The organism is Halomonas sp. TG39a (assembly GCF_000744395.1).
In the GTDB taxonomy this organism is placed as follows: domain Bacteria; phylum Pseudomonadota; class Gammaproteobacteria; order Pseudomonadales; family Halomonadaceae; genus Vreelandella; species Vreelandella ventosae_B.
The window spans coordinates 273,058-287,126 of record NZ_JQLV01000001.1 but is presented as its reverse complement, the minus strand read 5'-3'; the positions used below and the strand labels follow the sequence as shown (position 1 = coordinate 287,126).

Here is a 14,069-nt window from a genome sequence, read left to right as displayed (position 1 = left end):
AAAGGCTAGCATATTTCCTCACCACCACCGTAAACCTAAAAATTTTCCAACGTTGACACCCAAAGCGCAACGCCGCTAAAGTCTCGTCAACTATTAAAGGTAAAAAGGTTTACACCATGACCGTGCATCACGAACAGCTTCTTCATGAACATTGCCTTCATGAACAACGTCACGACTGGACGCTGGATGAGATCAACGCGCTTTTTGCGCTGCCGTTCAATGATCTGCTGTTTCAAGCCCAGCAGGTTCATCGTGCCCACTTTGATGCTAACGCGGTGCAGGTCTCTACCCTGCTGTCGATCAAGACCGGCGCCTGCCCGGAAGACTGCAAGTACTGCCCGCAGTCCGGCCACTACAACACCCAGCTGGAGAAAGAGAAGCTGCTGGAAATTGAAAAGGTAGTCGAACAAGCCAAGGCAGCCAAAGAAGCTGGTGCCAGCCGTTTTTGCATGGGTGCGGCATGGCGCAGCCCCCGGGACAAAGACTTACTGCTGGTCGAAGAGATGGTTCGTCAGGTGAAAGCCGTAGGCCTGGAAACCTGCATGACCCTGGGGATGGTCGATGGCGAACAGGCTAGCCGATTGGCTACTGCCGGGCTTGATTACTACAACCACAACCTGGATACCTCGCCGGAGTACTACGGCGAAATTATCACCACCCGCACCTATAGCGACCGGCTGGAAACGCTCTCTAACGTACGCGATGCGGGTATGAAGGTCTGCTCTGGCGGCATTCTTGGCATGGGCGAAGATGCCCAGGATCGTAGCGCCCTGCTGCAACAGCTGGCCAAGCTTAACCCGCATCCGGAGTCCGTACCCATCAATATGCTGGTCAAAGTACCCGGCACGCCGCTGGAAAACGTCGAAGATTTAGACCCCATTGAGTTTATCCGCGCTATTGCCGTCGCCCGTATTATGATGCCCCAGAGCCATGTGCGACTTTCCGCTGGCCGTGAGCAGATGACCGAATCGACTCAAGCGCTGGCGTTTTTAGCGGGCGCCAACTCGATATTCTACGGTGATAAGCTGCTGACCACCGGCAACCCCCAGGTAGATCGCGACCGCGCCCTATTTGCCAAGCTGGGCCTGCACCCGGAAAAGCGTGAAACCTGCGAGAGCGAAGATGTTCAAGCGACACGGCTCGCCCAACAAGCCCAGCAGCAAGCGCGTGCCGAACGCGTTGCCGAGCTGGCGGTAGATGCCAGTGTCTGACCCGTGGCAACAGCGCTTAACCGCTGCCCGCGCTAATCGCCAGCTGGCACAGCGTTGGCGAACTCGGCAGGTAGTCGCCAATAGCACGCTGGACTTTGCCGGAAACGACTACCTGGGCTTGGCTCAAGACCCACGAATAAGCGAAGCCCAAGCGGCAGGTGCACGCCTTTACGGCGCGGGTGCCGGTGCATCGCATCTGGTGAGCGGCCACTTGGCGGTACACGATGCCCTGGAAGACGCCTTGGCACGCTGGACAGGCCGCGAGCGTGCGCTGCTTTTCTCTACCGGCTATATGGCCAACCTCGGCGTGCTGCAAGCATTGGCAGATCGCCATACGGCAATCTTCCACGACCGCTTGAACCATGCATCGCTCATCGATGGCGCCACATTAAGTGGCGCCCGCTCACGGCGCTTTCATCACCGCGACACAAGCGATCTGGAGAACCTGCTGGGGCGCAGTGAGTGCGCACATAAACTCGTGGTCAGCGATGGCGTGTTTAGCATGGATGGTGATGTGGCTGACATCGCCAGCTTGGTCACTGTCAGCCAACGCCACAGTGCATGGCTAATGGTGGACGACGCCCACGGGGTGGGCGTGCTGGGTGACAATGGCAGTGGCTGCGTGGGCAGCGTCTGGAACAGCACCGAGGTGCCGATTTTGGTCGGCACCCTGGGCAAAGCGCTGGGCACCGCTGGGGCTTTTGTGGCCGGGGATGCCGAGTTAATCGGTCACTTAATCCAATTTTCGCGCAGCTATATCTACACCACCGCCCAGCCCCCAGCGATTGCCGCCGCCACCCTCAAAGCGCTGGAAATCGTTCAGGGTGAACCTGAACACCGCGCCCAGCTAAATGCCAACATCGCTTACTTTCGCCGCGAGGCACTGCGCCTAGGGCTTCCACTAAGTACCTCCGCCACCCCCATTCAGCCGCTGATCTTGGCAGATGAAGCGCGCACTTTACGCTGGGCGGGACAGTTGCAAAAGCGAGCCATTCACGTGGGAGCCATTCGCCCGCCAACGGTGCCCAAGGGAGAAGCCCGGCTGCGCATCACCCTAAGCGCCCGCCATCAGCGGGGCGATATTGACCAGCTGTTAGCCGCGCTCGACCAGTGCCGGCATCACGAGGCGTTATGCAGCCCCTGCGTTTAATACTGCTCTCCGGCTGGGGAGTCGACCAGCGTATCTGGCAGCCGCTTGAGGCACATTGGCCCGCCCACCTAGCTGCCCAGACGATTGAGTGGCCCGGCTACGGTAATGCGCCCCCACTGGGGGCCAACGCGACGCTGGAAGATCTGGCAGATGCTATGTCCGAGTCGTTAGACAGCGATGCGATATGGGTCGGCTGGTCGTTAGGCGGGTTACTGGCGACGGCACTCCTTGAGGAGCTGCCCCCACCACGCGGGCTGATTCTACTGGGTGCGGGTAATACCTTCTGCACAACCGGCGGTGTCACTTCTGCCGAGCTAAGCGCCTTTCGACGTGCTTTTCAGCGCGACCCCACCGCGACCTGGCAACACTTTTTGCGCTGGCAGGCGCAAGACGAGCCCAGCCCCCGGCAGGCATATCGGCAGCTAGGTGACTTACTGGGTGATACGCTACCCGCCGACATCACCACACTCGCTACCGGCCTGGACTGGTTGGCGTCGATTGATAATCGCCGACGCCTAGCAGCAGCCCCTTGCCCGGTGGTACGGCTCAGCGGCGAACACGACCCATTTATCAGCCCTGACCAGCGCGGCACCAGCGAACGCTTAAGCGGTGTTGGCCACTGTCCTATGCTCTCCCAGCCCCAGGCTCTCGCCGCTGCAATTAACCACCATGCCACCCAGATGGCTAACGCCGATATGGCGGCTTTATGAACGTTCTAACGCTGAACAGCGAGGCTAACTGGCAGGCGCGGGTTGCTCACGCATTCTCTCGGGCCGCCCCAAGTTACGATGCGCTCGCCAGCGCACAGCGCCAAATAGGTCAACGGCTGTGGGATTCGCTACCCAACAGCGCTTATAAAATACTCGATCTAGGTTGCGGCACCGGTTACTGGACTCAGCGGTTGGCTGAACGTTACCCCCGCACTCAGGTGTACGGGTTAGATTTAGCTCCCGGCATGCTGTCACGGGCCCGCCAGCGCTATGGTGACCATATCCACTGGCAGCAGGGCGACGCGGCGGCGCTGCCGTTTGGTGCCCATGACTTTGATCTGGTGTTTTCCAACTTGGCAGTGCAGTGGTGCCGTGATCTTGGTGCAGTGATGCATCAGCTTTATCGGATTCTCACTCCCGGTGGGCAGGCGCATATCACTACGCTGCTACCCGGCACCCTGGAGGAAATCGCCTTTGCCTGGCAGCGCCCCGAAGCGTTGCTGCAAACACCTAATCGCGCCAGCGTCGAACGGGCGATTGGTAAAAGCGGCTTAACCATCAACCAACAAACGGCCATCGTTGAACGTTTTTACTACACCGACCTGCAAGCCGTGATGGCCTCTATTAAAGGCGTGGGCGCCCAGCTTCCCCGACCGAACACAAGCCTTACCCGAGCGGATATCGCCGCTGCAAAAGCGCGCTTTGAGCAGTTGCGCCAGCCGGAGGGCCTGCCGGTGAGCTACCACTGTTTAACACTGCAATTGGAAAAATCGCCATGAACGTTTGGTTTGTGACGGGCACCGATACCGATGCGGGTAAAACATTAGTGACGAGCGGCTTATTGCACGCCGCCCGCCAAAGGCAGTTGAGCACGCTGGGCCTTAAGCCGGTGGCTTCCGGCAGCGAGCAAACTAGCGAAGGTCTGCGGAATGATGATGCAGTGGCGTTACAGCAGCAGAGTGTGCCGCCGGTCGCCTATGCCACGATAAACCCCATCGCCTTTGCCCCCGCCATTGCGCCCCATCTTGCCGCGTTAGAGGCGGGCCAGCCGCTTGAGGTTAGCGCTATCGTTAGCTTGTTGCGCGAAACGCTTAGCCAAACACCCAGAGATATCACCCTGATTGAAGGCGCCGGTGGCTGGCGCGTGCCGTTAAACGACCAGGAGGATTTTGCCGACCTCGCGATGGCCCTTGAGCTGCCGGTGATTCTGGCCGTCGGCTTAAAGCTAGGCTGCTTAAATCATGCCCGCTTAACGGCGGAAGCCATCCGTGCCGACGGCTTGGCACTCGCCGGCTGGGTGGGCAGCGTGGTGGATTCCGCTTTTGCCACTAACGCGGCACGCTTTGAGGCCAACATCGCGCATCTAAATGCCAAACTTGAAGCCCCTTGTTTAGGCATTATTCCGCATCTTGATGCCCCCAGTGCCGCGACTGCCGCCCCCTACCTATCCCTGGAGCCGTTATGAACACGCCGGTTTGGCATCCTTATGCACACCTAAAAACCCAGACACCCGCCCCCAAGGTAGTGAACGGCGACGGCGCTCACTTTGTGCTTGAGAGCGGCGAACGCCTGCTGGACGCCACCTGCTCCTGGTGGTGCATGATCCACGGTTACGGCCACCCGCGCTTGGTGGCGGCCATTCGCGAGCAGGCAGGCCAGCTATGCCATGTGATGCTCGGCGGCTTAACCCACGACCCCGCCGACCAGTTGGCCCGCGAGCTGGTGCGCATTACCCCCGCCGGGCTGAACCACGTTTTCTATTCAGACAGTGGTTCGGTGGGCATGGAAGTGGCGATGAAAATGGCCCTCCAGTACCAGGTGCTCACCGGCAACCCCGGTAAGCACAAGATGCTCTCGCTGATGAAGGCCTACCACGGTGACACCACCGGCTGCATGGCAGTGTGCGACCCTGAAGAAGGCATGCACAGTCTGTTCGCCAGCCTACTGCCCCAGCACCATTTTGCTCCGGCCCCCACGGCCCCTTTTGATGCCACCGCTGAACAGGTCGAGCACGACCTTAGCGCCCTGCGTAGCGTACTTGAGCGCCACCATGATGAGATCGCCGCGCTGTTGATGGAACCACTTTTACAAGCAGCTGGCGGGCTCAATATGACCTCGCCGGACTATGTTACTGGCGCCAGGGAACTGTGCGATGAGTTTGGGGTGCTGCTAATTTTTGACGAAGTCGCTACCGGCTTTGGCCGCACCGGTAAGCTGTTTGCCGCTGACCACGCAGGCGTCACGCCGGATATTATGGTGCTCTCCAAAGGCTTGACCGGCGGCTATTTAGGTCACGCCGCAACGCTCGCCACGGATCGTGTCCACGACGCCTTTATCGGCGATACACCCCAGCACGCCTTTATGCACGGGCCTACCTTTATGGGCAACCCGTTGGCCTGTCGGGTGGCGCTGGAAAGCCTGCGCGTCTTCGAGGAAGAGAATTACCTGGGCAAAATTGCGAAGCTCAGCCAGCAGCTGCAGCGTGAGCTACTCGAAGACCAGGCGCTGAACGCGCAACCGGCCGTGGCCGACGTTCGAGTGCTCGGTGCCACCGCTGTGATTGAAGCGCACTCCGCTGAAGCGTTAAAAGGCGTAGGCGACTTCGCCCGCGAGCGGGGTGTCTGGCTGCGCCCTATTGGCCGTTGGCTCTATACCATGCCCGCCTATATCACCTCTGAAGCGGAGATGGTAAAGATCACCGACGTGATGAAGGCGTGGTTTCTGGATCAGTAAACAGCTCAGGAAAGCAGTAGATTGCCCTGCTGCTTCCAGCGATTAACCAATGCCGGAACGCCCTCGCCAGCGGTAGTATTGATCGCCAGCACTCCCGGCGGGCTAAGGCTATCCGCCTCTGGGTCGACCAGTGCGCAGGGCGTATCGTAGTCAATATAAGATAACAGCGATGCTGCAGGCATCACCGCCAGGGACGTGCCGACCACCAGCAAAAAATCAGCCTGGCTGACAAGCTCACAGGCCTCGGCAAATAGCGGCACCGACTCGCCGAACCAGACCACGTCGGGTCTCAGCTGGCTGCCTTTATCGCAGACATGACCCAGCTCAATTCCCCCCTTGAGCAGCGGGTAGCGCATGCGTTCGTCGATGGAGGAGCGCGCTTTTAAGATTTCACCATGTAAGTGCAGCACTTGGCGGGAGCCTGCTCGCTCGTGCAAGTCGTCAATATTCTGGGTAATGATGCTGACGTTAAAGCCGTCATGCTCAAGGCCAGCCAGCGCTTTATGGGCGGCATTAGGCTTGGCGCGACGAATCTGCTCGCGGCGCTGATTATAGAAATCCAACACCTGCTGCGGATTACGCTGCCATGCCTCGGGGGTAGCCACATCCTCAACCGGATGGTTCTCCCACAGGCCATCGCTGGCACGAAAGGTTTTAATCCCGCTCTCGGCGCTAATCCCCGAGCCGGTAAACACCACCAAATGCGGGCTTGCTGCCATGATTACCTCGTCGTTTATGATTCACTGCACCTTACAATAGCCACCTAATATACTAGCTGGCCGATGCTGCCCGCAAAGCGCTGCTTGTTACGGTAAGGGTAAACGTCAATGACGCGACCATCGATAATGGCCTGCTGCAGCTCCAGCCAGTAATCCGGGTCGAAGAGCTCTGGATGCTGGTGCATAAACATATCGCGCAGCGCTTTATTGGCAAACATAAAGGGCCCAAACTCCTCTGGGAAAATATCGTTAGGCCCAATGGATAAGGTGTCGCCTCCCTGGAAGTCATTGCCGTAGGATTTAGGGATACGCCGGAAACGGCACTCGGTGAGGTAGCAGACTTCATCGTAGTCGTAGAAGATCACCCGACCATGGCGGGTAACGCCAAAGTTCTTCAGCAGCATATCGCCGGGAAAGATATTGGCTGCCGCCATTTGCTTAATGGCATTGCCGTAATCCTTAAGCACCATCTCCTGCTCTTGGTCGCTGCAATGCTCCAGATAGATATTCAGCGGCGTCATCATGCGCTCGGTATAGCAGTGTTTGATGATGACCTTGTCGTCTCTTAGCATCACCGTGGAGGGGGCCACTTCCAGTAAGTGTTCCAGGCACTCCGGCGAAAAATGGTCCTGACGTACGGTAAAATTGGAGAACTCCTGGGTGTCCGCCATGCGCCCTACCCGGTCATGGCGTTTTACCAGCCGATACTTTTCGCGCACCACGGCGTGGGTCACGTCTTTGGCCGGGTCGAATTTATCTTTAATGATCTTAAAGACGGTGCGAAAGCTGGGCAGTACAAACACCGCCATCACCATGCCACGCACACCTGGGGCGATAATAAACTGATCTTCACGCTTCGCCACCTGACGATTCAGCGCCCGGAAAAACTCGGTTTTACCATGTTTGAAGAAGCCGATGGCAGCGTAGAGCTCACCTTCCGGCTTATGCGGCATTAGCTGCTGCAGGTAATCGACAAACTCCCTGGGCACGGGTACCTCAACCTGAAAGTAGGCGCGGGTGAAGGAGAAAATAATCGACACTTCGTCGGTTTCGATGAGCACCGTATCCAGGTGCAGACAGGGGTCTCCGCCCTGCTGCTCGCCAAAGCCCTCACCATGAAGCACGGGCAGTACCAGCGGCACTTGTTCGCCGCCACCGCGGATACGCCCCACCAGGTAGGCGCCTTTATTGCGGTAGAAGACACTATTCAGCAGCTCGATTTCAGTGTCATCAGCTTCCAACATCGCCGCGGGTAAGTGCTGCTGTAAGAAGCTGGCGCCGAGGTGGGTGTCCTGATCTATATCAGCAAAGCGATTATCCAACGGGGCATCGAGAAGCGCCCACTTGAGCGCGGCCTGCCAATCGCCCTTGACCTTGTGCCGACGGCACAGTTCAATCCCCGAGCGGTGGGCGGCATCCTCCCGGGAGCTATACACAAACATCCAGTCGTTGCGGATATGGCGGTGGTGGAAAATGGCGCAGAACAGCGAGTTAAAAAAGGTTTCCGCCAGCTCAAAGTCGAGCCGGTGACTGATCAGTTCGGCGTAGTAGTTACGCGCTTCCCGCCAGCACTCACAGTGTGAAACCACCTCCGGGTCAAAAGTACGCTTTAAGCGCCCCAGGGTGACGTCGATTTTTTCCTTATACAGATTGATGCGCTCCGCCGAAGCCAACTGGGCATCACGCCACGCAGCTTCACGGAAGCGTCGGCTGGCGTCAAAGGTGATCTCTTTAAAGCGCGCACGATACTCGTCAAAGCCGTGCAAAATCGTTGTCGCTAAGCGCTGCCCCGGTGAGTGTTTCACTGGCTAAACTCCTGATTATTTCTACCAGCTTCGCGTAACGGCACACTACATGCGAGACGACCTTGGTGGGTAGCCCATGCGCGTTAGCTCACAGACTCAATACGCTTGACCTGCAAACAGAAAGGCCCAGCGGTGCGGTCAGCGATTAAGAAGCCAAGTTGGTAAATATCACTCGGTTTAATAGTGGGGGCGTCGCTTAACACGGTTCCCCGCCGCACTGCTTCAAAGGCGCTCCAGGGGAAGTGCAGCGTTTCCCAGGTATCCTGGGCAGGGGTAAATTTCACGCGGTAAGCGGAAGCATCGCCCAGAGAGGTGCTTTTCAGGCGAAGTTGATAGGTGCGGCCATCACTCCGCACGGTTAGCGCTATGCCCTGGGCATCCGCCAGCGTGGGTTCAAAATCGTTGGGTTCGCGACGAACGGAGGCAAAGCCACCGCCGTTTTCCAACGACACGTCGCCATGAAACCGGCCTTCACCCTCGATAACGCTAAACCCGCTATGGGAAACACCGCCCATGACACCATCGTCAACCGCGTACCAGCGCTGCTGTTCGCCAGGATTATTAAAGGTCAGCGCCATAAGGCCACCTCGTAACGGTTAATAGATAAGAAAAAGCCCCTGGCGTCTTACCGCCAGGGGCTTATCACAGTAGCCTAATCGTTGGCTCGCTTACAGCTTAGCAGCGGCTGCCGGAGCGGGGTCGCTCTCGTCTAGCTCCTCCGGTGAAGCGGACACAAGCGCAAACTCCTCCTCGGCGGTTTTCGCCACCAGATGATTTTTACTGTAGAAGAAGTAGTAAGCCGCCCCGGCGATAAATAGCACGATGGTGTAGTTAAACGCGCGGGGATCAAAAGCGTACACCCCGGTGAGCGCGACCAATGACAGTACCAGCGCAATACCTGACGTCACCACACCGCCAGGGGTTTTATACGGCCGCGGCAGGTCAGGTTGTTGTACCCGCAGCATAATGTGGCTCAGCGCCATCAGCGCATAGGAAATAGTCGCGCCGACCACGGCCATCCCCAACATCAGGTCACCTTCACCGCTGAGTGACACCAAAAAGCCAAATACACCCGGCACGATCAGCGCCAGATAGGGCACTTTACGCCCGCTGGTCAGCGATAATTGCTTAGGTAAGTAGCCTGCCCGGGAGAGCGCGAACACCAAGCGGCTGTAGCCATAAATAATCGAAAAGAAGGAGGCAATCAGCCCCGCTAAGCCCAGCACGTTGACCAGCGTAGCAAGCGTCGGGTTACCCGCCGCGTTCAGCGCATCAACCAGCGGCACGCCGCTTTGGCCGATCATTTCAGCCCCCGCCGCACCGGCGAGCAGCACCACGACTAACAAGGCGGTGAACAGCAAAAATAGCATCGCCCCGATAATGCCTTTGGGCATATCCCGCGCCGGGTCTTTGGCTTCTTCCGCCGCTAGCGGCACGCCTTCTACCGCCAGAAACAGCCACATACCAAACGGCAAAGCAGCCCAAACCCCGTACCAGCCAAACGGCATAAAGGTGCTCGCGCCCGCCGCATCGGTGGGGGCAATATCAAACAGGTTGGCGGCGTCAAAATCACCAATCAGCGCTACCGCGGTAGCCAGAATGGCAAACACCGCCAAGCCGCTAATCACCATCATGACCTTGAGCGCTTCCCCCACGCCCGCCAGATGGATGCCAATAAACACGGCGTAAAACAGCAGATACACCAGCGGGCCGTTAATGCCCAGCAATGACTCCACCGCGGCACCGATAAAAATCACGATCGCCGCTGGCGCCAGTGCGTATTCGATCAATACCGCAAGTCCGGTCAAGTAACCACCGGCCGGCCCCATGGCCTGGCGGGCAAAGCTGTAGCCGCCCCCCGCGGCGGGAATTGCTGCGGACATTTCCGCCAGCGACAGCACCAGCGCTAAGTACATCAACGCCATTAAGCAGGCGGCAATCGCAAACCCACCCCAGCCCGCTTCGGCGATGCCAAAGTTCCACCCGGCGAAGTCACCGGAAATCACGTAGGAAACCCCAAGCCCTGCCAGCAGTATCCAGCCGGCGGTGCCTTTGCGCAGCTGGCGTTTGGCCAGATACGCTTGATCAACTGATGGTTGCGTCATCGTTTTGCCCTCATGGTGTGGAACGAAATAGTCGTCAGCGGCGTGCTGTACTATGGGCTACTTCATGCGTTCCACATTGTTATTGGAGAATTGTTACGTCCTGATTGTTATACGTTTGCTGTTATACGACTGCTGTTATACGACTGCTGTTATACGGTTGTTGCCGTGTACCAAGGTCGTTAATCAGCGACCAGAAAGTTGCGTGTTGAACCGGAAGCGGAGTCACCCTCCAGCACATCGTCCTCACTGCGGTCTTTTAACTTAACCCCGGATACCTTGAGCTGACGGGCCTCTTTTAACAGCAGAAAGAAGCGTCGAGCTGCCTCCTCGATCTGCAAACCCGCCGGACGCACATTGGAAATACAGTTGCGCCGGTCATCTTTTAGCCCCGGCTCCGGTGCCCAGGTCATATACAGCCCCAGGCTGTCCGGCGAGCTTAGCCCTGGCCGTTCGCCGATCATCACCAGCACGGCGTCAGCGTTGAGCAGAGCGCCAATCTCATCCCCTATGGCCACTCGGCCCTGCTCAACAATGGTTAGCGGCGCTAGCTGCCAATCAGCGGCTTCATTGCCTAACATCTGATAGAGCGTGCTAAGAAATGGCGCGCTGTTCTGCTGCACGGCCAGCGCAGAGAGTCCATCGACAATCACCACCGCAAGGTCATAACGCTGCTGAGAAGCAGCCGCTTGCTGCAACTGCTGGCGGGTTTCATCGCTAAGGCGACGACCATAGTCAGGTCGCTGAAGATACATAGCGCGGTCTTGGGCATGGCTATGCAGGCGAATTGGCGCTGTGGTTAAACCAAGCGTATCCGTCAGCTCGGTGGCCAGCGCTGCTACATCCAGCGGGCAGTGAACCGCATCCTGGGCTTGGGCGTGGGCCAACTGAAACGCCAATAGCTTGCTAGTGGGCAGGCTAACCCCCGCACGCCCTAAACCAATGCGCGCATCGGTAAACGCATTCAGCCGCTCCCAGGGGTTTTCGACGACGATGGGCGATGTTGGCTTATCAACCATGACGAGGCTCCTGGGGCAGGTGGCGCAGGCTGTTGGCAAAGGCAGCAGGCAGTTGGTCGTTGAGCCGATGGGTGCTGATATCCTGGAAAATCTGCATCTCTTCGAGCCAGCGCTCAAACTCCGGTGCCGCTTTTAGCCCCAGCACCCGCCGGGCGTAGAGCGCGTCGTGAAAGGAGGTGGTCTGGTAATTGAGCATAATGTCGTCGGAGCCGGGAATGCCCATAATAAAATTACAGCCCGCGACACCCAGCAAGGTGAGCAGGTTATCCATATCGTTCTGGTCGGCCTCGGCGTGGTTGGTATAGCAAACGTCGCAGCCCATGGGCACGCCCAACAGCTTGCCGCAGAAGTGGTCTTCCAACCCCGCCCGGGTGATCTCCTTGCCGTCGAACAGGTATTCAGGGCCGATAAACCCCACCACGGTATTCACCAGCAGCGGATTAAACTTGCGCGCCACGGCATAGGCGCGGGCCTCGCAGGTTTGCTGGTCGAGCCCGTGATGGGCATCGGCGGAGAGCGAGCTGCCCTGGCCGGTTTCAAAATACATCACGTTGCGCCCCACCGTGCCGCGGTTAAGCGACTGCGCCGCCGCTTCCGCTTCCGCCAGGGTGCTTAAGTCAAAACCAAAGCTGCGGTTAGTCGCCTCGGTGCCGCCTATTGACTGAAACACCAAATCAACCGGGGCACCCTGCTCAATCGCCTCAAGCGTATTGGTGACGTGGGTAAGCACGCAGGATTGAGTAGGGATCTGATATTTCTGAATGACTTCGTCCATCAGGCGCATCAGCTTGACGCTCTGGGCGACGTTATCGGTGGCGGGATTGATGCCGATCACCGCGTCGCCGCTGCCATACAGCAACCCATCGAGAATACTGGCGGCAATGCCGGTGACATCGTCGGTGGGGTGATTAGGCTGGAGTCGGGTAGAGAGCCGCCCCGGCAGGCCGATTGTGTTGCGAAATGCCGTGGTGACCCGGCACTTTTTGGCGACCAGAATCAGATCCTGGTTGCGCATTAGCTTGCTGACAGCGGCGGCCATTTCGGGAGTAATTCCCGCTTTCACCTCCGTGAGTACCTCGCTGGTGGCGTGATCGGAGAGCAGCCAGTTCCGAAAATCGCCCACGGTCAGGTGGCTTATAGGAGCGAAGGCGGCGGCATTATGGTCATCCATAATCAGCCGGGTGATCTCATCCTCTTCATAAGGAATCAACGCTTCGTTTAAAAAGGTAGTGAGCGGCAGTTCGGCCAATACCATTTGGGCGACCACACGCTCTTCGGCACTCGCCGCCATTACGCCGGCCAAACGGTCGCCGGAACGAGGCGGCGTGGCCTTGGCCATCAGCTCGGTTAGGCTTGCGAAGCGGTAGCTGCGGCTCCCCACCGTGGTGTGATAGGTCTGCGCCATGGGGCTTTCCTTTTTTATATGACGTCTGCTGTTTAATCGCGCTGACTGCGCGTTGAGGTATAAAACTTGCTTGTTTCTACCATAGCGTTATCAATAGATAGCGAGTATCGAGTTTTGGCAAACCCGGTAATATTTTATAAATTTAAACAAATACAGAAAGTTAAGGCGTTAACCAAGCAGTATTGAGCGCGCATAACGCCTCGAGGAGCCCCCCATGACCACGCTCGACAGCGCATTTGCACCAAAAAGATGCGTCCAGGAAGCGTTTGATGCCGATGAGCACGCGCAAAACCTGACGCGCTGGCAGCAGGAGTACGACCAGCTTAGCCCTGGCAGCTTCTATGGTCGCTTGGATGAAGTGGCATTAGAAACCATGCAGGTGTTTAAGGAGCATACTGGGCAAGCACTACGCCAGGACTGTCGGGTGTGGCCTAACTCACTGTGGATCGGGCTTCCCACCACTCGCCAGGGGGCGCGTATCAATGGTCAAGCGCTTAGCGCAGGCGAGGTGATGTGCCGCCCCGGCGGGTGGGATTTTGAACTGGTCACCCCAGAGGACTTCGACATCTACGGGTTAGTGATTCAGTTGCCAGCATTAGCAGAGGCCGCCCAACGGCAGGGCGTAAGCTTGGATAAAAGCTGGCAGGCAAGGCCACGACGGCAAGCGAATAAGGAAACGCTTAATGCGGTGTCGTTTCTTATCGAACGTTTACTCACCTGCCAAACCCTGGCGATCGCCAGCCATATTCATCAAGATATTCTGCTTATGGCGCTGCTGGAACTGCTACAAACCGAGCAGCCTGGCGCTGAGCTGCCGCCCAGCTACGCCCACCGCAAGGAAGTGGTTGATCGCGTTAAGCGCTATGTTGACGAGCACTTGGATGGTCCGGTGACCATGGAGGAGCTTTGCCAGCTAACCCATGTTAGCCGCCGCACGCTGCAATACAGCTTTACGACTATTCTAGGCATTAGCCCACTACAGTTTTTACGCCTGACACGACTGAATCGCGTGCGTCGGGCGCTGAGAGCAGCGTCACCGGAGCAGTCGGTAACCGGCATAGCCACCTATTGGGGTTTTTGGCATCTGGGTCAATTCGCCCACGACTATAAGCAGCAGTTTGGGGAGTCTCCTTCACAGACGCTGCATGCGAAAGCGTTGTGAGCAACTCGGCAATAGCGATAGGCAATACAAGCCAGCCTCTCAGCTGGCCTGAT

General features: G+C 57.9%; 13 protein-coding genes. 7 read left to right on the top strand and 6 right to left on the bottom strand.

What is annotated here, in order from left to right; all coding sequences use genetic code 11:
• The first annotated feature begins 116 nt into the window (after positions 1 to 116).
• From bioB to bioA, 6 genes are read left to right on the top strand one after another with little or no spacing between them, the layout of a single operon-like run.
• Positions 117 to 1,211 carry a biotin synthase BioB gene (gene bioB / locus U738_RS01320; RefSeq protein WP_035576645.1) on the top strand — a complete coding sequence of 365 codons (1,095 nt, stop codon included), beginning with the start codon at positions 117 to 119 and terminating at the stop codon, positions 1,209 to 1,211.
• Positions 1,198 to 2,361, top strand: coding sequence for an 8-amino-7-oxononanoate synthase (gene bioF, locus U738_RS01315; RefSeq protein ID WP_035576644.1), 1,164 nt, complete (start codon positions 1,198 to 1,200; stop codon positions 2,359 to 2,361). The genes bioB and bioF overlap by 14 nt, the downstream gene beginning before the upstream one ends.
• Complete coding sequence (locus U738_RS01310; RefSeq protein WP_035576643.1) at positions 2,343 to 3,071, top strand: alpha/beta fold hydrolase; 729 nt, start codon at positions 2,343 to 2,345, stop codon at positions 3,069 to 3,071. The genes bioF and U738_RS01310 overlap by 19 nt, the downstream gene beginning before the upstream one ends.
• A complete protein-coding gene (gene bioC / locus U738_RS01305; protein WP_035576641.1) occupies positions 3,068 to 3,850 on the top strand; it encodes a malonyl-ACP O-methyltransferase BioC in 783 nt (260 codons plus the stop codon). Before U738_RS01310 ends, bioC begins: the two co-directional genes overlap by 4 nt.
• Positions 3,847 to 4,536 carry a dethiobiotin synthase gene (bioD, locus tag U738_RS01300; protein WP_035576640.1) on the top strand — a complete coding sequence of 230 codons (690 nt, stop codon included), beginning with the start codon at positions 3,847 to 3,849 and terminating at the stop codon, positions 4,534 to 4,536. The genes bioC and bioD overlap by 4 nt, the downstream gene beginning before the upstream one ends.
• The gene (bioA, locus tag U738_RS01295) at positions 4,533 to 5,804 is read left to right on the top strand and encodes an adenosylmethionine--8-amino-7-oxononanoate transaminase (protein WP_035576639.1); all 1,272 of its coding nucleotides are present in this window, start codon (positions 4,533 to 4,535) and stop codon (positions 5,802 to 5,804) included. The genes bioD and bioA overlap by 4 nt, the downstream gene beginning before the upstream one ends.
• A gap of 5 nt (positions 5,805 to 5,809) precedes the next feature.
• Here bioA and U738_RS01290 read toward each other — a convergent pair whose 3' ends face one another.
• The 6 genes from U738_RS01290 to U738_RS01265 form a co-directional block, all read right to left on the bottom strand.
• Positions 5,810 to 6,523 carry an SIR2 family NAD-dependent protein deacylase gene (locus tag U738_RS01290; protein WP_035576638.1) on the bottom strand — a complete coding sequence of 238 codons (714 nt, stop codon included), beginning with the start codon at positions 6,521 to 6,523 and terminating at the stop codon, positions 5,810 to 5,812.
• A 44-nt stretch (positions 6,524 to 6,567) separates the two neighbouring features.
• Positions 6,568 to 8,328 carry a bifunctional isocitrate dehydrogenase kinase/phosphatase gene (aceK, locus tag U738_RS01285; protein WP_035576637.1) on the bottom strand — a complete coding sequence of 587 codons (1,761 nt, stop codon included), beginning with the start codon at positions 8,326 to 8,328 and terminating at the stop codon, positions 6,568 to 6,570.
• Positions 8,329 to 8,411: 83 nt separating this feature from the next.
• Complete coding sequence (locus U738_RS01280) at positions 8,412 to 8,906, bottom strand: CIA30 family protein (protein WP_035576636.1); 495 nt, start codon at positions 8,904 to 8,906, stop codon at positions 8,412 to 8,414.
• Positions 8,907 to 8,996: 90 nt separating this feature from the next.
• Positions 8,997 to 10,433, bottom strand: coding sequence for an ethanolamine permease (eat, locus tag U738_RS01275; RefSeq protein WP_035576635.1), 1,437 nt, complete (start codon positions 10,431 to 10,433; stop codon positions 8,997 to 8,999).
• A 179-nt stretch (positions 10,434 to 10,612) separates the two neighbouring features.
• A complete protein-coding gene (eutC, locus tag U738_RS01270) occupies positions 10,613 to 11,449 on the bottom strand; it encodes an ethanolamine ammonia-lyase subunit EutC (RefSeq protein WP_035576633.1) in 837 nt (278 codons plus the stop codon).
• Entirely contained in the window at positions 11,442 to 12,854 is a 1,413-nt protein-coding gene (locus U738_RS01265) for an ethanolamine ammonia-lyase subunit EutB (protein WP_035576632.1), read from the bottom strand. The genes eutC and U738_RS01265 overlap by 8 nt, the downstream gene beginning before the upstream one ends.
• 214 nt (positions 12,855 to 13,068) lie before the next feature.
• On the opposite strand from U738_RS01265, the gene U738_RS01260 reads away from it, so the two are divergent.
• Complete coding sequence (locus U738_RS01260) at positions 13,069 to 14,016, top strand: helix-turn-helix domain-containing protein (RefSeq protein WP_035576631.1); 948 nt, start codon at positions 13,069 to 13,071, stop codon at positions 14,014 to 14,016.
• Positions 14,017 to 14,069 lie beyond the last annotated feature (53 nt).